Below are 23,662 nucleotides of genomic sequence, written 5' to 3'. Positions count from 1 at the left end.
AGTCAAAACACACTATTCGATCTCATTTAACGCATTGGTGATCCGTTTGGCCGAAATCGGATAAGGCGTACCTAGTGTTTGAGCGAATAAAGACACCCGAAGTTCCTGCTGCATCCAGAAAATCTCGTCAAGTGCCGCAGGCATAGGGATCCCTTTTGGCTGTTTGTTACATTTATCGTTATACGCCGCCGCCACTTTCTCCAGCTCCAGCACACATAAACGGTCGCGGTTAGGATCAACTGGCAGTTTTTCCAGCCGTTTTTCAATGGCTTTCATATAGCGCAGTAAGTCAGGCAATTTATGCGCCCCGTGCTGACTGACAAACCCTTTGAAGATCAGGCTTTCCAGCTGAGACTTGATATCTCCGTGCGCGGTGATCATGGTTAAATCAACCCGCCCTTTCATGCGCTTGTTAATGCCATGCGCAATACTCAGCACCTGCTCAACCGCCGACGCAATATCTACCACTTTGTCTCCCAGTTCAGCACGGACATATTCTTTGGCTTTTTCAAAGTCCTGCTCAGAGCGGATCGCTGTGTAATCTCCCAGTAAGGCATCTATTCCCGCTGCGGTACAATCGTCGATCAGGTCGTTAATTTTACCAAACGGATTAAAATACAGTCCCAGCTTGGCTTTGTTCGGCAAATGCTGCTGTAAATATTTCACCGGTGAGGGTACGTTCAGCATCACCAGTCGACGTAAACCGAGGCGGTGGGCCTGTTGTGCCTTGAGCGGATGATCAAATAAACTGATTGAGGTGCTTTGCTTGTTGTCTACCAGCGCCGGGAAAGCTTTGATCTCATAGCCGCCCTGCTTTTTGGTGTATTCCTCAGGCAGGTCACCAAACGACCACTGCGTCAGCCCTTCCTGCTCTATGCCCTCTTCGGCTACTTTTGACAGCGTTTGCGTGACCTTACCTTGTAATTTGGCTTTGAGTACATCCAGGTCATAGCCATGCGCAATCACCTTATTGTGTTCATCCAATACCTGAAACTGCATTTTTAAGTGCGATTCCAGTGCCCCGAGATCGAACGCCTCAGCATCAACTTTAACGCCAGTCATACGTAATAAGCGATTGGTCAGGGCTTCAAGAAAATTGCCCTGCATCGGCTCTATGGCAGCAAGTACCGCATCGGCATAGTTGGGTGCCGGGACAAAGTTACGTCGCAGACTTTTTGGCAGGCTCTTGATCAAAGAGCAGATCAATTCATGGCGCAGTGCCGGAATATGCCAGTCAAATCCCTCATTAGCCACCTGGTTAAGCAGTGGTAAGGGGATGTTCACCATCACGCCGTCAACTGGCTGACCAGGTTCAAAATGATAGCTCAATGGCAACATCAGATTGCCCTGCTGCCACACGTCTGGATAATCCAGCGCCGTAATGTGTGACGCTTCGTGCTGCATCAGAGCGTCTCTGTCCATATGCAAAAAGCGTTTGTCGGTTTTTTTCTTCTCTTTCCACCAGTGGCTGAAAGCAGCCCGGTTATTGACATCGGCCGGGATCCGCTGCTCGTAAAACGCCTGCATCATATGCTCATCGACCAGAATATCCCGGCGACGCGCTTTGTTTTCCAGATCCTGAATATCTTCAATCAGGGCCTGATTGTGCTTTAAAAAGGCCTCATTTTGACCCAGTTGCTGGGCAACCAAAGCTTCTTTAATAAACAGTTCACGACACAGCGCCGGTTCAATCTGGCTGTAAACCGTACGCTTTTTGCCAACTATGATCAGGCCGTACAGGGTTTGCTGTTCAAAGGCGATGACACAGCCCTGCTTCTTTTCCCAGTGTGGTTCACTGTAACTACGCTTAACCAGATGCTCCGCCAGCGGGGCAACCCAGTTAACATCAATTCTGGCATTAATGCGGGCATAAAGCTTACTGGTTTCTACCAGTTCAGCCGCCATCACCCACTTGGGACTTTTCTTAAACAGGCCAGAGCCCGGGAAAATATGGAACTGGCTGTTGCGCGCCCCTTTGTAGAATTTTTTCTCGTCTTTTTGACCTATGTGGCTCAGCATGCCGCTGAGCAGCGCCTGGTGAATGGCTTCGAAGCTGGCGTCGTTGCCTGAGGCTTTGAGGCCCATTTCGGTGCACACTGTGGTGAGCTGATAAACAATATCCTGCCACTCTCTGACCCGCATATAGGCTAAAAAGTCTTTCTGACATTGCTTTCTGAACTGGCTGCGACTGAGCGCTTCCTGCTGCTCCTCCAGATATTGCCAGAGGTTCAAAAACGCCATAAAATCCGAGTCCGGATCTTCAAACCGACCATGCTTTTCATCCGCAGCACCGCGTTTTTCCTGCGGTCTTTCTCTGGGGTCCTGAATCGACAGTGCCGCTGCGATAATGATCACCTCACGCAATGCACCCAAAGGAGCTGATGCCAGTACCATGCGGGCCAGGCGCGGATCTATCGGTAAGCGGCTGAGCTTGCGCCCGGTCTGGGTCAGCGTAGTTTGTTCACGTCTGGCGGCAGGTTTAACGGCCCCCAACTCCTCAAGCAGCGTAACACCATCTGTGATGTTGCGATTATCGGGTGCTTGCACAAACGGAAACTGTTTGATGTCGCCCAGGCCCAGCGCCAGCATTTGCAAAATAACCGATGCCAGGTTGGTGCGCAGAATTTCCGGATCGGTAAATTCAGGTCGGCCAAGGAAATCTTCTTCTGAGTACAGTCGGATACACACGCCCGCAGCAACCCGGCCACAACGGCCCATACGCTGATTGGCACTGGCCTGAGAAACGGCCTCAATCGGCAATCGCTGAACCTTAGTACGGGCACTGTAACGGCTGATCCGCGCCGTGCCCGGATCAATAACATAGCGGATCCCAGGTACCGTCAGTGAGGTTTCGGCCACGTTGGTTGACAGCACAATACGACGGTGACTGTGGGCGGAAAAAATACGATTTTGCTCAGCATTCGACAAACGGGCATACAAAGGCAGGATCTCAACCCCTTTGAGGTTACGTTTACTCAGCGCATCGGCCGTATCGCGAATTTCCCGCTCGCCATTCATAAAGATCAGAATGTCTCCGGGGCCTTCTGCACACAGCTCGTCTACGGCATCGAAGATCCCCTGTAGCTGGTCGTTTTCGGCTTCACTTTCATCCCCACTGGCATCAATCACGGGGCGATAGCGCACTTCTACCGGATAGGTACGGCCCGATACTTCAATGATGGGGGCGTTATTAAAGTGCTTGGAAAAACGCTCCGGATCGATTGTCGCTGAGGTAATGATCACCTTCAGATCTGGGCGCTTAGGAAGCAGGTTTTTCAGATAACCAAGGATAAAGTCGATATTCAGACTGCGCTCGTGGGCTTCATCTATGATGATGGTATCGTACTGGTTCAGGTATCTGTCTTGCTGGATCTCTGCCAGCAAGATACCGTCGGTCATTAATTTGATATAGCTCTTATCAGACACCTGATCGCTGAAACGGATCTTAAAGCCCACTTCCTGACCAAGCTCACAATTAAGCTCTTCGGCAATCCGGTTTGACACGCTGCGTGCGGCCAGACGTCGTGGCTGAGTGTGACCAATATAGCCATCAACACCACGGCCCAATTCCAGACAGATCTTAGGTAGCTGAGTGGTTTTACCAGAGCCGGTTTCACCCGCGACTATCACCACCTGGTTCTCGGCAATGGCTTTTTTAATGTCGTCTTTTTTCTGGCTAACCGGCAGCGACTCGGGATATTGCACCTTCGGCAGTTCAGCCAGGCGCTTCACTCTAAGCGTTTTACTGTGCTCTATGTCACGCGTTATCTGAGTAAGTACCTTTTGTTGTTTCGCTTCGTCTTTTATTTTTTTGACGCCCTGAAGACGTTTTTTAAAGAGAAACTGATCCTTTTTGAGGCAATCCGCTATGCTCGAATACAACGACTGCAAATCCACTACACGACACCTTGTTACTGAGAAAATCGTCGCGTAGTCTAACAAAAAGCATGCAGTCAGCCCAGTCCCTTTGACGGGGGCTGTGTACTAAATTAGCGCAGGTAAAGTCGTCTATACAACGAGTGGGCCGAACAGCGCACCAGGCGCACTCGCCGACAGGTCTGGCGAGTAGTTCAACACTCAGACAAAGCGATGTCCCGATTCATAGGTATCGTGGAGGTGCTTATCAATGGCATAAAGCACATGAGTACGGCTGATCACTCCAACCAGCCGACAATCACTGTCACAGACCGGATAAATTTTCGGCTTGTCCGCCGTCATTCTGTCTGCCAATTTTAAAATGCTGTCATCCGGGCTGACACACAATGGCTCAGCATTCATTACATCAGCCACAATGCTGTGTGATTCGTTCTGATAAGTAGCTTCGAGCATAGTGCGGATACAATCTTGCTCGGATAAAAAGCCCACCACGCGTTGCATGTCATCAATCACCGGGCCTCCGGACTGACCACTTTGCAGTAATTTTTCCACTGCCGATTCGATGCGCATGTCCGCTTTAAAGGTCACCGGACGATGATTCAGATAGTCTGCTACTTTGACAGATTGCATATTTCATTCCCCTAAAAAAACACCAGCTTCATATTAAATAGTAGCTGGCGTTACAAAAATTGCCTAAGTTTGCAAACCTTAAGCACACTATTTAGAGGTGTCTTTGTCCTCAAAAATACCCACATAGGTAGGCTGAGTCTTCGACTTGCTGGCCCGATACATGCCCTTGGTGTTAAATGGCATGCTGATGTTACCCCTGGCATCTAAAATAATCACACCGCCGGTTCCGCCCGCGCGTAACATCGGGCCAAAAATCACGTCCTGCCCGGCTTGCGCCACAGATTTGTCCTGATACTGTACCCGCGCGCAGATATCAGCGGCAACGTTATAGCGAATAAAGTACTCACCATGCCCGGTTGCTGACACCGCACAAGACTCATTGTCTGCAAAGGTCCCCGCGCCAATAATCGGCGAGTCACCAACACGACCAAATCGTTTTGCTGTCATACCGCCGGTCGATGTGCCCGCGGCCAGGTTGCCCTGTTTGTCCAGCGCAACGGCGCCCACTGTGCCCATTTTATATTGCTGCGGTAACTGTTGATGCTGTGCCTGATAGTCTTTGTTGCTCTGTTCGGCTTGCTCCAGTTTCTTGCGTGCTTTTTGCCAGGCTTCATAGCGATGCGGCGTGTCAAAATAGTCATTGTTAACAAACGACATACCTTCACGCTTGGCAAACTCCTCGGCGCCTTCGCCACTGAGCATCACGTGCACCGATTTCTCCATGACCGCTCTAGCCAGCTCGATGGGATTTTTAATATGTTTAACACCGGCAACCGCGCCGGCCTGACGGTCTCGTCCATCCATGATCGATGCGTCCAGCTCATGCGCCCCTTCATAAGTATAAACTGCGCCTTTTCCGGCATTAAAGAATGGCGAGTTTTCAAGCACTGTAATTGCCGCAGTGATGGCATCCAGGCTTTCACCACCTTGCTCTAACACGGCGTAGCCCTGCTCAACGGCCACTTTAAGCGTCTGTCTATAGGCTTTTTCCTGCTCAGGTGTGAAGCGTGATTTTTCAATCGTGCCGGCACCACCATGAATAGCAATCGCGATGGGTGTCTCAGGTTTGGCTGCAAAAGCAGAATGTGCCACGCTCAGAGCGGCGAATAAGGATGAGGTGATTAGAATACGGCGCATGTTGAGTTCCTGTTGTACTTTTATTATGGAACCAAGTTGCCGGAATTGAATTTCGAATACAAAAAAAAGCGATAAAAAAAGCGCCCTCAGGCGCTTTTTAACAATAGATAGTCATTACTGACTTAGCTTGCCTGACGCTTTGCTTTCAGACGAGCCAGACGGCCAACCTGATGTGTAGAAGTCAGGAAAGAGAAGATAGGTGCCAGGTAACCACGCTTACGCAGTTCCAGGTAAGCTTCGTCGCTCAGCTCGTTCAGCTTACGCTCGTCTACCAGGTAAATACCGTTGATGTCTTTCTTCTCACCAGCGATTTCAACTGTCAGAGTTTGCTGAACCAGTAGCTCTTTTTCAGCCAGATACTGAGTGAAAGCTTCAGTAACACGAGAAAACTCGATGTAGTTAACCAGTGCTTCTTTGCGGCGCTCCAGGTACTCAGTTTCTTTGCCATCTGCGAACAAGGCGTTGCCTTCTTCTTCGCCTACCAGCGGGCTTGCTTCGTCAATAACGATGCCGTACTGATCTTGCTCTGGGTGCTTAACCAGACCAAACGGGTAACGAGATGCTGCCAGTGGTGCGATACCCGCAGTCCACTCGCCATCTTGTACAAACAGGTTTTCACCTGGCTCAAGACCAAACAGGGCAACAGCCTGGAACTGGCCGCTTTCAGTGTTCTTAACAAATGCCATCGGGAATTCAGTCGCAACACGTGCAAACTCGTGTGCAACAACCGGGATCAAGTGCTGAGATTTCAAAAATTCTACGTTAATGCCATTTTTTACTTTGATGTTGGCATGTTTTTCGTTGTGTAAAGGCTGCACTTGTTGCTCCGCCATAATACTGCTCCGTTTTAAATGTAATTATAATCAAATATAGCCATAGGCTAATGGTTTTGACGGCAAAAGGAAAGCACTAGTTGATAACAATTTTGTTTCTTTCGTTCCCACAATTTGTTTTTCTCATACCTTAATTTGGCACATCGCTTTGCCGGTTAAAATAAGTACTTTTCGACTTGAATAAGTGGCTTTAAAAAAGCACACAAAAGTTACGCTGCCATGGGCTCTGAACGGTTGCATTTCAAAATCTTAGATAAGCTAATTTACTCTCACCGTACGACCATGTAGGCTATTGCGGTACTCCTGCGTTTATTGTACGCAAACAGACAATAATCATTCCGTCCGCAAAGGTTAAAGTAAATGAAGCCCGTACTTAATGCGCATCTTAAGATTGAAAAAATCACCCTCGATGAATGTCATTGTGACGTTTATGTCGTTGATGATTTTTTGGAAAACCCGGAAGAGGTGCAAGCATTTGCACAAAAGTCAGCCTACTTTAATCCGATAGGTAAAGATGGCACCCTCTACCCCGGGATCCGAGATGCACTACCTCTGCCCTATCACAGAGTACTAAGCGCTTTGCTCACAGCACTGTTTGAGGGTGTTGAGCCTGAGATCCATCGTTGTATGCTGTCACTGATCACTCAGCAGCCTGAACAACTTCTGAGTGTTCAAAAGATGCCGCACATCGACTCTACAGACAACCAGGAATATGCCAGCGTTCATTATTTATGTGGTCCACAGATGGGCGGCACCTCCATCTACCGATTTAAACCTGCAAATAGAGTCCGTTTCGACCAGGACAGTCAGGACGAGATCATGGCGATGGTTAATATGGTGGAGTCTCAACAACAAGATCCCGATGGCTACCTCAATGGCTCCAACCAGCTCTTTGAGCAAGTGCTGAATATAGAAGCCAAGTTTAATCGCCTGGTGCTTTATCCAAGTAATATTTTGCACAGCGCCAATGTGCACCCTCACAGTATCAGTGCTCACCCGAGTAATGGCCGTCTTACCGTAGCTTCTTTTTTCAGGCTAGCACCCAATAGCTAAACTTTGTGCATACCGTGGCGCTGTATCAGCGCCAGCAGCTGATTATGTGACGGAAGAGACTGACATTGCTGTAACGCAACTTCACGTACCTGCGCCACTTGTTGTGAGAGCCGCATAATCTCAGCCTCAGACAGCGCCTTGCTACGCGTACCATATTTCATGCCGTATAATACATAAAGGTAGTTCTCCACATCAAACACCTCGAACTTGGTCATAAAGTCGTCGCCGCCAGGGGGGGCGTAGCGCCATAATTCAAGTCGCTGCTTCAGGGAGTCTGGAATACTGTCAGCAGATCGGTTTTTACGCCAAAACTCGCTGTCCTGTCGATCCGAAATACAATAATGTAACTTCACAAAATCGAGTACTCTTAGCCAGGCATGTGCCACACGCTCGTTAAACTGTGTGGCGATAGCGGGCAGTTCATCAGCAAACCGGGGCAACTTATTACACAGCAAGTTGGCTGAAAAATCAGCCAGCAAGATTGCCGTTGCCTCTAGCGGCTCAACAAATCCCTGTGACAAGCCAATGGCCACGCAATTATTGACCCACACTTTTTCTCTGACACCCACCGGCATAGGAATATCTCTGACCGTGTATTGTTCGGGGTCACAGCCTAAATAACGGGCGAGTTTTGCGTATGCAATCTCTTTATTGATCAAAGAATCATCGTATACCAGGCCCACGCCTCTTCGGGTCGTCAGTCCGATATCCCAAATCCAGCCGTACTGATGGGCTGTCGATATTGTATAAGGGGGTAGTGATACCTCTGAAGTGTATGGCACCTGCACTGTCAGTGCGCGATTAATAAATAGCTGATCAGACTTAGAAATAAATGGCACTGCAAGCTGCTGTCCCAGTATGTATGATGAAAAGCCGCTGCAATCTATGACCATGTCAAGGTCAACCACAGCGCCGTTATCCAGCACCAGCTGTTCTATATTGCCACATACAGATTGCTTAAGATTGGTTACATTCGCCCGAATGTGCTCTACACCAAAGGTTTCTTTGGCATGTTTGGCAAGCACACCGGCAAACTTATGCGCATCAAAATGATAAGCGTAATCGGACACCCCCTGATATTCAGGATGTGTGATGAGCTTAGGGGCTTTGTGCTCATCACAGCACATCCCCTGAAATGAAACCATATCGGCAAAGTGCTCGCCCTTACCCTCAGCCAGCCAATAATCGGCCAGGTTTTCACCGAATGGAAAGGGATAATCAAACAAATGATGATAGGCATTATTTTGCCCATGGCGATGCTTATCCAGCCAATTTACAAACTTGATTGACTGTTTAAACGTTGCATCGCATTCCTGAAATAGTGTGGTTTCCGGCAAGCCAATTTTTTGTAATGTCTTGCGAATTGACGGGACGGTTCCCTCCCCCACACCGATAATCGGGATAGTCGGAGACTCAATCAAAGTGACCGAATGAGTCGGCATGTCTTTAAGCTGTGCAGCAAGTAGATTGGCCGAAAGCCAGCCTGCAGTTCCGCCACCCACTACCACATATTTCTTGATTTCTTTCACAGGTAACCCATATTTACTTCATTTTTACAGTAACCAAATTGCCATTTGATTGTAAAGTGTCTAAAAAATCAGTATGACGTATTGCCACTCTGGTGACTTCTTTTTGCCACTTCGCAATTTGCGCAAACACATCCGTAAACTCTCCCGCTCGACTGGGTAAATTTAACTTGGGATAGTATTCCATGCCATAAAGAATGTAACGATAGCTGGCGTCACTGAACATATGAGACGCGCTATTGCAGACATCAAAGTACTCACACACTTTATAACGCCACAGTTCAAGCTGCGCTTTAAGTGACGGTGTATGTGCTAAAGTCCCTTTTACATCTCGCCAGAACGGGCTATCTTCTCTGTCAGAAAGCACATAATGCATCACAATAAAGTCTCTCAGCTCATCATAAGTCTGGCCCATCTGGCGATTGAAATTGTCTCTGATCACCTGGTTTGTATGGCTAAAGTTATGATGCAAAGCAATCGCCCGTGCAGCAAGATAAATCAGGTGGATCCCGGTTGATTCAAGCGGCTCAATAAAACCACTGGACAGGCCAACCGCGACACAGTTTCCGACCCATTGTTGTTTGCGTCGGCCTATTTGCATATCGAGGTGTCTGACGGTGACCTCGGGGGGCAATCCCAGGTATGCCCTGAACTCTTTTTCAGCCTCAGTTTTATCGAGGTGACGGCTACTATAGACGTACCCCGCACCTTGCCTGTTCTGTAGATCTATGCGCCAGGCCCAGCCACTGCTTAGCGCTTCTGAGACCGTATAAGGTTTGGGCTTATACCTCGGCTCATGGGGCTGTTGTACCGTGACTGCTTTATCGCACAGCAGTGAATCTCGATACGACATCCAGTTCCCCTGAGGCTCAACCTCATTGATTAACAGTCCTTTGAAACCACTGCAATCAACAAACAAGTCAGCCTGGAATGAACCATGCTCAGTCTCCAGCCGAACAATCTTGCCCTGTTCAGTAACCACCTTGCTGACATGTGCCTCCGTTCGTTTTACGCCGCGTGCCTGAGCAAAGTTCCTGAGATAATGTCCAAATAGCCGCGCGTCAAGGTGATAGCTGTAACGAAACAGGCCCTCATATTCCTTGCCTGATAGCGTTTTTGGCGCAAGCTCTTGTGATACCAAAGCTGAAACCAGGGATACCGATTGGTCGTAGGGTAATTCACGTTCGCTCAGCAACCAGGAAGTCGAAATATCCAGTCGCTTTTCTATTCTTTGCTGCTCAAACGGGTGCAAATATTCGTGAGTACGGCCGTTTTTTGCGGTACGCCAGTTTCTAAATAGAATGCCGTTTTTTATTGTCGCATTGGTATGGCGAAGAAATTCGTATTCACTGATCCCCACCGCCTGAAGAAAATCCTTGATAGCTGGTACGGTCGCTTCACCAACGCCGACGATATCCACTTCCGGGCTTTCTATGACATGTATCTCTACTTGTTGCCCGAGTTTGTTATAGCTGTGGTTTAACATGACCGCGGTCAGCCAGCCAGCCGTACCACCGCCAACGATTATGATAGATTGCATAAATATCAACAGTTTAATTTTTAGAAAAAAAAACCCAGCAAAAGCTGGGTTTTTTAATTAATACATATTAGAAGCGGAAGTTAACACCTGCTTTAATTCGTCTTTCACCTTCGAAAGACCAAGCCGGGTAGTTATTCTTCAGTTCATTCTTCACTGAGGCACCATCACTGGCTGCACCATACTGAACGCTGTCTTCTTCAAGCAGGTTCACAACTTCAAAAGAGAAACCAATGTAGTCGTTCAATGTGTAAGTTGCCGTAATATCTAACGTACCATAGTCGTCATGCATACGGTTGCCGTAGAACTTCGCGCCTTCACGGATCATATATTCTGAGCGCCAGTTGTACGCTGCACGAATCGTGTAATCATCCGCTTCATAGAAGCCTACCAGGTTAACCGTGTGCTCACTTGAATCAGAGAATTCAGGGATCAGGTCAGCGTAGTTTTCGCCTTCTGCATCTGCGTCAACAAAGGTGTAGTTAGTAACGTAACCAAAACCGTTATCGAACGAGTTTTGCCATTGCAATTCAACGCCGCGAATTTGACCACCGACCGCATTACGCTTAGTGCTCAGAGTCCAGTTATCGTTGCCAAAGTTATCGATAATACCCAACGACTGATCCTGGATTAGAGTCGCTGTGGTGAAGTTAGAAATATCTTTGATGAAGTAAGTAGCAGATAGTAACGCACTGTCACTGTAGTACCACTCAATGCTCAGATCTGCCTGCGTTGCTTTAAACGGCTTAAGCGCTGGCGAGCCTTTTGACAGCACTTCGTTTAGCTCCAGGTCGTCGTTAAAACCAGTTTGCTCCTGACGAGAGAACATATCAGCATAGTTTGGACGCGCAATTACCTGAGAGGCAGAAGTACGTAAAATTAAGTCGTCTGCCAGGTCGAAAACAACGTTAACACTTGGCAATACGTCGTTGTAATCGCCCTTTTCCGTAGTCAGTGTTCTTTCGTATGCCTGATAACCTGCAAGTGAACCACCTTCTTTATACTTGCCAGCTGCCAGACCATCAAAGTCGACCGCAAAGAAATCAGATTCAGCGTCAGTACTGATGTATCTTAGACCGAAGTTACCGCGGATACCGTCAGCAGAAAACTCAGCCATGACATACGCAGCGAAGTTCTCTTCTTCAACAGTACCGTAACCAGAGCGCAGTAATTCCCACTCGCCTAATGTATTTTGTGCGCGCGACAACATCGCATCATAATCTGCTTCAGGGAATAGCATGCCCTGAGAAAGTTCAAGCTGGCTTTCCTTATACAGTTTACTCGCGGTGCCATCTACATCATTTAACGCGACGCGCGGATTTGGCCAGAAAGTACGCTCTTCAACAAAGTGCTCTGCATACGAGAAACCCGTTTTAATCGACGTAATAGCGCCAAAGTCTACGAAGAACTTAATGTTACCCTGTACAAAATCTTCCTCGTCGGTATTTGGCTGACTGCGAATAGACCAGCCTGGAATATCTAATTTACCGTCACCAACAAAATCATCACGTGTCCAGGACTTCACAGCTGTGTCTACATGATAAATCTTACCTGTTGCGTCATAGACACCGGCAAAATCAGACGCCTGGCCAATACCTTCACGCTGCGCTGCGGTAAAGTTAGTACCACCATCAGACTTTGTTGTACCGATACGACCATCGATAACAAAGTTGTCTGTAGTGTATTTACCATTGATTTCAATGGTTTGAGAATCCATTTCTGCATCACGTACCCAGGTCTGACCCCAGCTACCACCAGCCATTGCATCTAAGGTGGTTTTAACACAGTCATTGGATGCATTCACTTGCTGACACTCAGGCATGTTACCCAGCGGACCATCTACCGGATTCTCGTCGACACCGCCGTTGCTGTATTTGTCACCAAATGGGATCCAACGAGCCGCATCTGCGCCCTGTGAGAACAAGAACAGAGAAGAGTTGATGTTGTCGGCCTGCAAATCAAGCCCTGTGTAATTCAGACCAAACTCCATTTCGTCTGTTGGTGCGTATTGCAGAGCAATGTTATAAGCGGTGCGCTCACGCTCTTGTTTGAATACTGTTGGTGCAACAGCGCCACCCCAGGCCAGAATCGTTTCTGTACCGCGGCGCTGATATTCAGTTTCTTTACGCGCCAGTGCAACCAATGCACCGAAGGTTTCGTCATCATTCTTCCAGCTGTATAAGCCAGAAACTTCAGGGTCCCACTGTTCAGCGATTGAGCCATAATCAAATTTTACGCTACCGAATACCGTATTGGCGTCAAGGTCAAGCGGTTTACGGGTCTTAACAATAATGACACCACCAACACCACCTTCAGGCAGGTCAGCTTGTGAAGACTTGTAGACCTCAATACCACCGACCATTTCCGCTGGCATAAGTGAATAGTTAAAGCTACGGTCGATAGACTGTTGATCGTACCAGTTTGTTGAAGAAACTGTGTGGCCATTCAACAAAGTACGCGTTAGTTGCGCTGAAGCACCACGAATTGAGACCTGCTGGCCCTGACCAAATTGTCTGCCAACCGACACACCTGAGATTCGGCCCAGGGCTTCACCGACATCACTGTCAGGAAATTTACCTACGTCTTCTGCAGAAACTGCATCAACGACAGAAGTCGCAAATCGCTTGGTATTCAGTGAAGCTTCCAGCGAGCGGCGAATACCACGCACTTCAATAACTTCAACATCTTCATTAACACCAGTCTGGTTTTCTTCAGCAAACGCCACGCCTGACACACCCGTGCCCAGGATTAGGCCAACCTTTGCTGCAAGTAAGCTTTTCTTAAAATTATTAGCTAACACAGGATTCCCCTTGAATCATTTTGTTGGTTTTTAAATCACTTCTGCCCAGTGATGATGACAACGCTGTCATCTAATAACAAACCATACACCCAAAATTACAGATTCGCTACATCTTTTTGTGTGGCTAACATAAGATTTTTTCAACAAAAATCTAACCCACTGATATAGAAAGAATAAATAATTAATTGGTTATAGTTTGTTACAAACGAGGTGAATATATCACAAGCTATGCGCTTTTTTACAGTGATTGCGATGAGTTATGTAGAAGATTTGGACCTAATTAATAAACTAATCTAATTTAGGTGAACTGTGCTATCTGATTATTCTATCAAACGTTCGGGCAGAAGCGTATTCAAGGTGATAATAGATCTCAATGACAACGCTGTCATTTTATCTTTTTCATACTTAATTTGTCCAGTGTATTTATATGACAAATTCGCGACTAGGCCTGTAAATATAGGAAGAACCTCTGCCAGACCCCGGCAAAACAAGCAGATAACGGCTTTTACCCCGGATGAAAATTTATCACGCGGTTGTCTCTTACATTGAAATCTGCGCTGCACCCACCTGGGACACTCGGACAGTCTTGTCTAACCAAAGCTGTCCTGCAAACTGGACCATTCCGGGCCCGGACCACTATGCGCCAGGTGGTGTCTATGTGCACCAGCATAATAGCTACTTTACTCAGCAGGAGCAGCAGCGCGTGCCATACAACTGTCGCTGGGAAACGCGCTCTGTGTGGGTACCTAATAGTGGCAACTACTGCCCTATCGCGCCGCAACAATAGTCAGACACAAAAAAGCCCGGTCGAATTATTCGCCGGGCTTTTCAACACAATCAGGCTGTGTTCGATTTATTTGCTCAAATCAAGCATCAGCTTGTTCAGGCGAGCCACAAAGCCAGCCGGATCTTTCAGACTGCCACGCTCTGCAAGCAGCGCCTGGTCCAGCAATACTTCTGACCACTGTGCAAACTTGTCTTCGTCCTGTTCAACATTCAGGTGTTTAACCAGCTGGTGCTCAGGGTTCAGCTCAAAAATTGGCTTAGATTCTGGCGCAGACTGACCGATCGATTCCATCAGCTTTTGCATCTGTGAACTCATGTCGTGGTCATCTACCACCACACACGCCGGAGAGTCGGTCAGTCGGTGCGTAAAGCGTACTTCTTTCACTTTATCGCCCAGCGCTTCTTTGATGCGCTCTACCAGACCTTCGACCTGCTTCTCGCTCTCTTCCTGTGCTTTTTTGCTCTCTTCGTCTTCCATATCGCCAAGATCAAGATCACCACGGGTGATTGACTGGAATGACTTTTCCGCAAACTCTGTCAGGTGGCTCATCATCCACTCATCAACACGGTCCGACAGCAACAGGACTTCAATGCCTTTCTTACGGAAGATCTCCAGGTGCGGTGAGCTCTTCGCCGCTTCAAAGCTGTCTGCAACTACGTAGTAAATCTTGTCCTGACCTTCGGCCATGCGCTCAATATACTGCTCAAGCGACACATTTTGTACGCTCTCATCAGTGTGAGTAGAGCTGAAGCGCAGTAGCTTAGCAATCGCTTCTTTGTTTGCAGCGTCTTCAGCCGGGCCTTCTTTGATCACCTGGCCAAACTCGTTCCAGAAAGTCTGATAATCTTCTGGCTTGTTCTTGCCCATGCGGTCAAGCATTTTCAGGATACGAGACGTACACCCTTTACGGATAGCCTGAGTTACTTTGTTGTCCTGCAGAATTTCACGCGATACGTTCAGTGGTAAGTCGTTTGAATCCAGCAAACCTTTAACAAAGCGCAGGTAGCTTGGCATAAACTGCTCAGCGTCATCCATAATGAATACGCGTTGTACGTACAACTTCAGACCAGTCTGGCGGTCACGGTTCCACATATCGAAAGGCGCTTTTTTAGGAATGTACAGCAAGCTGGTGTATTCCGTTTTACCTTCTACTTTGTTGTGTGCCCAGGTCAGTGGCTCTTCCCAGTCATGACCAACGTGCTTATAGAATTCTTTATATTCTTCGTCGCTGATCTCTGACTTATCGCGCGTCCACAGTGCGGTGGCACGGTTAATACCTTCCCACTCGCCCGGTTGTGCTTCGATTTTTTCACCATCCGGCCCTTCAGACTCTGGCACTGGTGCTTTGTACATTTCAACCGGAATTGAGATGTGATCTGAGTATTTAGTGACGATTGAACGCAGGCGGAAATCATCCGCAAATTCCAGCTCTTCTTCACGCAGGTGAAGAATGATCTCAGTGCCGCGCTCGGCTTTTTCAATGTCCGCCAGAGTGTATTCACCCTCGCCTTTTGACTGCCATTCTACTGCCTGAGTCTCGCCCGCTTTACGCGTGCGTACAGTCACTTCATCAGCAACGATAAAGGCAGAATAAAAACCCACACCAAACTGGCCGATCAGCTGAGAATCTTTCGCTTCATCACCTGTCAGATTCTTGAAAAACTCAGCAGTGCCCGACTTGGCAATTGTGCCCAGAGAGCTGATCACTTCGTCGCGGGTCATACCGATACCATTATCAGAAATGGTCACGGTTTTGGCGTCTTTATCGGCGCTGATACGCACGCGCAGTTCAGCATCCCCCTCGTACAGGTCGCCATTTTGCAGCGCTAAAAAGCGCAGCTTGTCTGCGGCATCCGACGCGTTGGAAACCAGCTCACGTAAAAAGATCTCTTTGTTTGAGTATAAACTGTGGATCATCAGCTGGAGCAATTGCTTAGTGTTGGCACTAAATGAATGATTTTCTTTAGTATTTTCTGTAGTCATTTGGTACACCCTAACTTATTTGGTACACATAGTAGTACATGGTTAATCAGTTAACTTGCGTTATGTTCAGGTATATTGTGCTGGGTAAGCGTTTTTCAAGGGTGGTAAAAGAAAAAAGTTGCGGATGGTGTGGTTTTGCTGAAAAGGTAACCAAAAAAGCCCTTTCGGGCTTGTACTAAATCGCTTTTCTGCCGCTAAAGGCATGCATCAGGGTCATGCCGTCTACCAGTTCAAGCTCGCCACCGACAGGCATACCGTGGGCAATTCGCGAGGCGGTTACGTTATGCTGATGGCACATTTCACCGATAAAGTGAGCAGTAGCCTCCCCTTCAACCGTCGGGTTGGTGGCCAGAATGACTTCATTGATGTTGCCATTGGCGAGTGTTCTTTCCAGTACATCCATGCCGATTTCGTTCGGACCAATGCCATCAAGCGGCGATAAATGCCCCATCAATACAAAATACAGGCCCTGGTACTGACCGGTTTGTTCTATGGCCAACACATCGCTTGGGGATTCCACCACACACAACAGCCCGGTGTCCTGGCGTTTTATATTGCTACAGATATCGCACACCGGCGTTTCTGAAAAAGTACGGCAGGATTCACAGTGGCCGATTTTATCCATGGCGTTGAGCAGGCTCTGACCCAGCTGAGTGCCGCCACTGCGGTCTCTTTCTAGCAGGTGAAAGGCAATCCGCTGTGCCGATTTAGGCCCAATGCCAGGTAAACAACGCAAGGCTTCAACCAAAGCTGAAAGTGAGGGAGATAATTGCATAATAAAGCATTCTTAATTTACTGACAGCGTACGATGAACTGACTGATATCTGTACATCAGTAGCTTGTTGCCGGTTACGCTGTGCTGATCCGAACAATGGTCGTCATCTTACTATGGCTGACACGATAGCGACAAGCCAAAGATAGAGGGTACAGCAATGCCCCGACGGGCAAGAAAAAAGGCGGGCAATCGGAGAGTGTTGGATCTCATGGGTAAGGGTGAGTACCCGCCTGAAGGACGTAAATCGTGTTTTGTGGTGCTGGCTTAGCTCTTAGCCACCAGCTCTTTGGTTACCTGATCTATACCAACTTCGCTGATCCGCGCTGTGATCTCTTTTTGCTTAGCGCTAAGCAGTGAGATGCTCTCGGCAACCAAGTCGTACACCTGCCACTCACCCGCTTTGTTTTTGCGGAATTTGAATACAATGTCGATGGTAGGCGCATTAGGCTCAACGATTTCGGATTTCACCGACGCGAATTTGCTGTCGTCGCTCACAACCGGCTCAATGAAATTAACCTGCTGGCCTTTATAGCTCATCAGCGCATTGGCATAAGTGTTGGCCAGGTATTGCTCGACCGCATCAATAAAGGTCACGGCCTGATCCCGGTTGATCTCGCGTACGTGCTTACCAAGCAATTTAAAAGACACATATTTAATGTCGATGTGTGGCATCAGTTGCTCACGTACCAGCTTTTTCAGCTGCGCTTTTTTCTGGACTTCTTCCAGCGTATTCAGTTTGCTGATATCCACAAACAACTGGTCGCCAACCGATTTTATCAGGCCATACGGGTTGCTTTGTGTGTCTGGTGCAGCAAGCCCCGGTACGCTGCTAAACGCCAGTACTGTTACCAGTATAAGTTGCATTAGTCTTTTCATGATCCACTCCCATAACGGTTAATGGGGCAAGTTTAGCGCTAACTTTGCAGATGAAAAACACACAAATTTGCACCATATTAATGCCACTTTGGCACCAATGATATTTGTCATATAAATCAACAACCTAACCTTTTGGTGCCAAATCAACATCAATACTGTGCCATTTGATGCCTTTTTAATGGCAAGTTCTACCCCGACAATAGCCATATTCCTTTATATACTCGGTGAGTATTCATTATGATCAGATTAACCACACTTGCGCTGCTTCTGCTAAGCGCACTGGCCATGCCGGTAGCGGCACAACAACATGGCTATGCTATTCATTACATTCATGGTGAAGGCAGTGTCGACGGCATTAAATTAGCGTACCAGTACCACCCAGAGCTGGCATTGCCTCAAGCCTGGCGCCACTTTGACGTGCACTTTGAAAGTAGTATCAATTTCTGGCGTTACGGAGATCAAAACCGCCACGACACGAATTTTGTACTGGCGGTTTCGCCGGTGATCCGATATCCCTTCACCACCTTTAATGGCCACCCGGTTGCAGTGGAATTTGGGATCGGCATTGCCCTGCTGGATGATACGCAATTTGCAGGTAAAAACGTCAGTACGCATTACCAATTTGAAGACAGATTGGGGCTGGTTTATCAGCTGGACGACGCCAATATCGCCATTCGCTATATGCACTATTCCAACGCCGGGTTTAAAAGCCCTAACCCCGGGCTGGATTTCTTATCCCTATCCTATTCGGCATATTTTTAGCCAGTTTAACGCTCTGCCCGGTTAGCCGGGCGAGACATCAACCCATTAATGCAAAAATCTTTAGCCCTGGACTGTAATAACTCAGACCAAAATTAATTTCTGCGTTCCTTTATCAGTCCCTCACAGCTTGACAATCAAGCAGTTTATTCTAGTCTCCAAAGACTAGAATAAGTTTCTCACCGACTATGGTATATCAGCGTTTTGCCAGAGCAACAGGTCATCGGAGCGCTACAGCTTGTAGAGCCAGGGGGAACTTATGACCAGCAAACAGTCCTGTCAAACTACAGCAGCATCTTTGCTCTTTTCAATGATTTTATTCAGCTCACACAGCGCGGCACAAGGTGATGAACTTGATACATTTATGGAGCTGAGTTTAGAGGACTTGCTTGATGTCACGGTGTCATCAGCCTCCGGCGTTGAGGAAACGTTGCGCGATGCCCCGGCGGCTATGGTGATCGTTACCGCAGCGGATATCCGCCAGCGCGGTTACACCAGTATTGATGAAGTGATTTTGGATCTGCCCGGCTTTGATAGCACCGTCACCAATGGTAATGGTGGCGTTATCACCTACCAGCGCGGCTACCGCACGCCCCTCACCCAGCGCACGTTAATGCTGGTCAATGGCATAGCCGATAACCATTTGTGGTATCACGAAGCCACTTTGTCAAAAAATTATCCGTTGTCGAACATAGCGCGGATAGAAGTACTTTATGGCCCGGTGGGCGCTGTGTATGGCCCCAATGCATTTTTAGGGATAATCAACCTGGTTACGTCCGATGCCAAAGAGACTCACCAGAATGATGATTTTTTTAAAGTGAACGTTCAGTCGGGCAGCTACGACACACAAAGCATTGATATCGCTGCGGGCGGCAATCATAACAAGCTGACCTACAACCTGTCCGCTAAATACTATTCAAGTGATGAAGCCGACATCGACGATCTGGCCCCCTGGGGCTTTGTCAGTAACGAACTGCTGAGTAACCGGGATATCTGGGGGCCCGTGATTTATGACACCGCATTATCGGCCAATTGTGCAGCCGATGGTTGTCCTCACGGTTCTAAATACAATGATTTTGGCGCCTACCACGACCCACAACGGGAATGGGGTATTTTGGCCGATGTCGGGTTCAAAAACCTGACGTTAGGCGTTATTGAATGGGATATGCGTCATGGCTGGGGGCCGCAATACCCCCACGACAGAGCGCAACCTGCTGCGCAGTGGTATCGCAACTCAGAGCAATATTATCTGCGACATGCAGGGACTTTAAAAAATAAAGTACAGGTAGATACCCTGCTGCTGAGCAGAAAAAGCGGCAATGGCGGTTACTGGGTCGAGTCCTTTCCCGGCTCCACCGCCTTGAGCGGCCCGGATGTGGTCTCTACCTTAACCATTTCACACTGGCGAACCAGCAACAAAAGCTGGTTATTTAAGCAAGATTACGAGTTCGATTACACTGAGCAGTTAAAGATCAGCGGCGGCATCAAATTTGAAGACAAAGAGCTCACCAAAGCATACGATGCTTGCGGTTATTTTGCCGAAACCTTTTGCTCATCAGATACACCCGAAACTGCCGGAGATGGCGTTGCACTCAATACAGACAGCACAATCAATATTCAACCAGATACGCTCAGCCGGATGCCGGATGAAAACCTGGCCAGCCTGACTGACCGAGGCGCGTATATTCAGGCCATCTGGAACATCAATAAATGGCGAGTGAATGCCGGCGTAAGGTACGACAAAAACAGCCTATATGGCAGTACCACCAACCCCAGGGCCTCTGCTATTTATTTTTTGTCAGACAAATCAACCATCAAAATGCTCTATGGCACGGCATTTCAGGAGCCAGCCCCGATACAACTTTGGGGTGGCTGGAGCGGCCGCTCTGCCAACCCTGATCTGAAACCCGAAAAGGCGGAAAACTTTGAGTTCATTTATATGTACCAGCAAGACAACTGGCTACATGATTTGTCTTTGTTTACGGCCAGGTACGACAACGTTGTAAAAGAAGAGGCCGAAAACGCCGGAAAACGCAGCATCTACGGCCTGGAATATCGCGGTAAATTTGAGTTTAACAACTTTATAACAGGCGCTGCAAATATCTCCGGCTATCTATATTACACTCACACAAAAACCAAAAGCAGCGTAAGCTACGATCACACGCAGGGCCTGTGGGTGGGCGAAGGGATCGAAAACTGCCGGGACATCGCAAACACTAATACGCTCACCTACAACCCCTGCCAGGATATGGATGCAGAGCTTGGCGATATCGCACCACATAAAATCAACGCAGGGCTTAATGTACCTGTCAGTGATGCGCTTAATGTTAATGTCAGAGCTAACTGGTTCTCAAGTAAACCGCTATATTTGAGAAACACATTGCGTGCCAGGGACAGAAAAAATGACGCCTATTTAACGGTAGACGCTAATATCATTTACCGGTTCGAATCGTTCGAAGTGGCCTTTAAGATCAAAAACCTCTTTGATGAAATCTATTACCACTCAGGCGCGGAAGCCGCAGCCAGTGGTGATGATTTTGAACAGCGCTCAGTGGGCTGGGCAAACTCCCTTATCCCTCAGCCTAAGCGCAGTTTTATGCTGTCGGTGAGTATGCAGTTTTAATTAAGTTCGCTTTGATAAGTAATTCAACTGTAAATCTGAGTTTTGTGATTCGGGATACTGATTTGCCAATTTTGGCGCTCTGCTTCACGTCAGTTCAGGGCAACAAAGGCATGCCATTTTTTGGTGGGTGTCGCTTATTTCTTTTCTAAGCGTTTGTTAGGTAACATTTATGACTTTAGGTGGTTGATTAGTTAAAACATGCACGAATTCATTGGTTGTCATTAACGACCAATGTTCAAGTGCTCCAACTGTAGTATCAAAAACAATTGTATCTGACTTAGCATGCTCCAATAAACGTGAAGCGTTGTACTTAGCTAGAACACCTTCTTGCCGATCAGCATGAAAGTCATTCCTGTGATCACATTCATCATAAACTTGAAACATTACAGTAAAAGAGAATATAACTAAATAACGTTGCGGCTCTCGTAACAGTTCTTCTTTTGTAAGCATTTCCTCAACTGTAAGAGTTAATAGTCTGTCCCTATACTGAAAGTTTTCGAGAAACCATTTTTGATAATTGTGTATATCAAGCTCAGTTTTCATTTAGTTACCTAACGTTTGCCATAAACGGCGAGCGTATTTTGCAAGTCCAGCGCCCGGAGGACGTGGTGTTTAATGGCCTTATTATAAGGCACTTTCTACCCAATATTTGTCGGCCGTTACGCATATGCAGCCCATGTCGCCCTCCAGAACGTGATAAGAGAGGATAAGAGAGGATAAGGAGAGGATAAGAGAGACACCCACCAGTAAATTTGGAACATAGCAAGGAGAGGATAAGGGTGACACCCACCAGTAATCTCTTAGTCCAACAATGAAGATAACGCTTACATAAATTGACGGACACGCACAGCATGGCTTGTCGTAAAACGCTTACTATAAATTGATTAGTAAACACCCAAAGACAAAACATATTGTTGCAATCAGAATGCCCAAAAACGGAATTCTAAACCAGTATTTTTGAGCCAAAAGCAAATATGAAAAACCGAAAATAGAAGGCAGCACTGAAAACCACGCGTTATTTATAATAAGCGGCATGTGTAAAATTGCTAAAGGAATATAGATTGCTGCAAAAAAAATTGCTCCTAAACTATGACTTGCATTAAAGCCAACCCAGGCCCGCCAAACTGTAGTTTCCTTCGTTATGACTGGAGATGTACTTTTCATTGCAACGACAACTTCTGCATTATATGCATCAAACTTGTTAGAAAAGAACGTAAAAATCAGATGGATTAAGCCTAAACCGCCAAATATTGCTGCCCCGATAATAAATAGGATTTGTGAAATCACTCTTAACTCCATTAAGAAACATAGTAATTTGCTCCCTCCCAAAATATCAAAACATAAACCGACAAACTGGGCTGTATTGCGAAGCTTTATAGTCCCACGGAACTAACAAAAAGTAAACAAGGTGTTGCATTTGACGCGGGGTAAGGTTCATGATGATGGGACACCCACCGGTAAATTTTGAATCCACAAGGGGGCAAGTTCAACTTAAATTTGAAAGATTACTGATCCTCGTGTTCCAATGAGAAATGAGCAGCTAGGCTCTCACATTTATCCGCAAATTATTGGCAAGTAGCCCGGCTTAGACAAAATCATAGCATCCCCATACCAGGGCTGAATAAGTAGTGATGATATTTATGAAACGGTGTTAACACAATAACCGTTCAGACTGCGCCAGATTAGCGCGCCGCTTTTTGTGAAGGTGCTCACAGTAATCGGTTATTGCTTGCTTTCGCCCCACCGCACCATGAAATATCTTGGTAAATCGGGTGGTGAGCTTTAGCCAGTTGTCTGGCTCTATTTGCAACCTTGCTAACAGAGGCTCAGTATCACTGATGCAACCCCGTTTACCTGCACGCATACATCGGCCCGTAAGCTCAACCAACTGAATGTAATAGGTCAGATCAAACGGAAGACCACTTGGCATGTTCGTTCTAGGGTTTCCTGCAAAACGCCGCAAGCTTTTGGGTTGTTTGCCCTGCCGCGCGCGCTCAATACGCTTTTTGATACTGGCATAATCAGAGGATTCTGGTGTATCTGCCACTTTGGCTCTGATTGGATTCAGGTCAACATAAGCCATACAAGCTGCCAGTGCAGCAGTATCAAGTAAAGCTTGTGACTTGAATCGCCCCTCCCAAAAACGCCCCGTACAACCATCTTCTTCATTAGCTCTGCGAGCAATGCTCTCATTAAGTACTCGCATAAACCAACTGATGCTTGCAAGCCGAAGTCTGAATTCAGTAATATCAGCCGCCAGCATACTGCGCTCTGACTCGCTCAGCTCATCACCATTGATGTATTTTTGTGTCAGCCAGTTGCCTTTAAACAGCTTGTGCCAACGAATGACTATCGCTTTATCTGATAACCTTTCAGCTTTTTTATCATCGACATACAGCACAATATGCGTATGGTTGCTCATGACCGCGTAGCCACATACCTCAATGCAAAACACTTTTGCCAGCGT

17 protein-coding genes are annotated in these 23,662 nt (G+C 47.3%); 4 read left to right on the top strand and 13 right to left on the bottom strand.

Annotated features, from left to right (window positions below; all coding sequences use genetic code 11):
* Positions 1-12: 12 nt before the first annotated feature.
* The 4 genes from hrpA to TW77_RS04215 form a co-directional block, all read right to left on the bottom strand.
* Positions 13-3,897 carry an ATP-dependent RNA helicase HrpA gene (gene hrpA / locus TW77_RS04230; RefSeq protein ID WP_046003730.1) on the bottom strand — a complete coding sequence of 1,295 codons (3,885 nt, stop codon included), beginning with the start codon at positions 3,895-3,897 and terminating at the stop codon, positions 13-15.
* Between the two features lie 180 nt (positions 3,898-4,077).
* Positions 4,078-4,506: a CBS domain-containing protein gene (locus TW77_RS04225; protein WP_046003729.1), complete on the bottom strand. Its 429-nt coding sequence runs from the start codon at positions 4,504-4,506 to the stop codon at positions 4,078-4,080.
* A gap of 87 nt (positions 4,507-4,593) precedes the next feature.
* Entirely contained in the window at positions 4,594-5,643 is a 1,050-nt protein-coding gene (locus TW77_RS04220) for an isoaspartyl peptidase/L-asparaginase family protein (protein WP_046003728.1), read from the bottom strand.
* 122 nt (positions 5,644-5,765) lie between these two features.
* Positions 5,766-6,476 (bottom strand): SapC family protein, encoded by a 711-nt coding sequence (locus TW77_RS04215; RefSeq protein WP_046003727.1) that lies wholly within the window; start codon positions 6,474-6,476, stop codon positions 5,766-5,768.
* A 360-nt stretch (positions 6,477-6,836) separates the two neighbouring features.
* Here TW77_RS04215 and TW77_RS04210 point away from each other — a divergent pair, with 360 nt between their 5' ends.
* Entirely contained in the window at positions 6,837-7,529 is a 693-nt protein-coding gene (locus TW77_RS04210) for a DUF6445 family protein (RefSeq protein WP_046003726.1), read from the top strand.
* On the opposite strand, the gene TW77_RS04205 is transcribed toward TW77_RS04210, so the two are convergent.
* The 3 genes from TW77_RS04205 to TW77_RS04195 form a co-directional block, all read right to left on the bottom strand.
* Positions 7,526-9,058, bottom strand: a complete 1,533-nt coding sequence (locus TW77_RS04205; protein ID WP_046003725.1) for a tryptophan halogenase family protein — start codon at positions 9,056-9,058, stop codon at positions 7,526-7,528. The genes TW77_RS04210 and TW77_RS04205 overlap by 4 nt on opposite strands.
* 13 nt (positions 9,059-9,071) lie before the next feature.
* Positions 9,072-10,595: a tryptophan halogenase family protein gene (locus TW77_RS04200; protein WP_046003724.1), complete on the bottom strand. Its 1,524-nt coding sequence runs from the start codon at positions 10,593-10,595 to the stop codon at positions 9,072-9,074.
* A gap of 67 nt (positions 10,596-10,662) precedes the next feature.
* On the bottom strand, positions 10,663-13,392 hold the full coding sequence (locus TW77_RS04195; protein ID WP_046003723.1) for a TonB-dependent receptor: 2,730 nt from the start codon (positions 13,390-13,392) through the stop codon (positions 10,663-10,665).
* A gap of 514 nt (positions 13,393-13,906) precedes the next feature.
* Between TW77_RS04195 and TW77_RS04190 the strand changes: the two genes are divergently transcribed.
* Positions 13,907-14,179: a hypothetical protein gene (locus tag TW77_RS04190; RefSeq protein WP_052713035.1), complete on the top strand. Its 273-nt coding sequence runs from the start codon at positions 13,907-13,909 to the stop codon at positions 14,177-14,179.
* 66 nt (positions 14,180-14,245) lie between these two features.
* On the opposite strand, the gene htpG is transcribed toward TW77_RS04190, so the two are convergent.
* From htpG to TW77_RS04175, 3 genes are all read right to left on the bottom strand, one after another.
* Positions 14,246-16,162: a molecular chaperone HtpG gene (htpG, locus tag TW77_RS04185; protein WP_046003722.1), complete on the bottom strand. Its 1,917-nt coding sequence runs from the start codon at positions 16,160-16,162 to the stop codon at positions 14,246-14,248.
* Positions 16,163-16,337: 175 nt separating this feature from the next.
* The gene (gene recR / locus TW77_RS04180; protein WP_046003721.1) at positions 16,338-16,937 is read right to left on the bottom strand and encodes a recombination mediator RecR; all 600 of its coding nucleotides are present in this window, start codon (positions 16,935-16,937) and stop codon (positions 16,338-16,340) included.
* A 264-nt stretch (positions 16,938-17,201) separates the two neighbouring features.
* Entirely contained in the window at positions 17,202-17,813 is a 612-nt protein-coding gene (locus TW77_RS04175; protein ID WP_046003720.1) for an MlaC/ttg2D family ABC transporter substrate-binding protein, read from the bottom strand.
* A 237-nt stretch (positions 17,814-18,050) separates the two neighbouring features.
* Here TW77_RS04175 and TW77_RS04165 point away from each other — a divergent pair, with 237 nt between their 5' ends.
* Both TW77_RS04165 and TW77_RS04160 read left to right on the top strand, forming a co-directional pair.
* Positions 18,051-18,575 (top strand): acyloxyacyl hydrolase, encoded by a 525-nt coding sequence (locus tag TW77_RS04165; protein ID WP_046003718.1) that lies wholly within the window; start codon positions 18,051-18,053, stop codon positions 18,573-18,575.
* Positions 18,576-18,831: 256 nt separating this feature from the next.
* Entirely contained in the window at positions 18,832-21,195 is a 2,364-nt protein-coding gene (locus tag TW77_RS04160; protein ID WP_046003717.1) for a TonB-dependent receptor plug domain-containing protein, read from the top strand.
* 156 nt (positions 21,196-21,351) lie between these two features.
* Here the strand turns inward: TW77_RS04160 and TW77_RS04155 are convergent, their stop codons facing one another.
* The 3 genes from TW77_RS04155 to TW77_RS25390 form a co-directional block, all read right to left on the bottom strand.
* Positions 21,352-21,738 (bottom strand): hypothetical protein, encoded by a 387-nt coding sequence (locus TW77_RS04155; RefSeq protein ID WP_046003716.1) that lies wholly within the window; start codon positions 21,736-21,738, stop codon positions 21,352-21,354.
* A gap of 330 nt (positions 21,739-22,068) precedes the next feature.
* Complete coding sequence (locus TW77_RS25625; RefSeq protein WP_046003825.1) at positions 22,069-22,482, bottom strand: LIC_13387 family protein; 414 nt, start codon at positions 22,480-22,482, stop codon at positions 22,069-22,071.
* 364 nt (positions 22,483-22,846) lie between these two features.
* Entirely contained in the window at positions 22,847-23,659 is an 813-nt protein-coding gene (locus TW77_RS25390) for a transposase (protein ID WP_240479457.1), read from the bottom strand.
* Positions 23,660-23,662: the final 3 nt, after the last annotated feature.

Source organism: Pseudoalteromonas rubra (assembly GCF_000967655.1).
Lineage (GTDB): Bacteria > Pseudomonadota > Gammaproteobacteria > Enterobacterales > Alteromonadaceae > Pseudoalteromonas > Pseudoalteromonas rubra_A.
The sequence above is the reverse complement of the archived record's forward strand: the minus strand, read 5'-3'. Positions and strand labels throughout refer to the sequence as shown.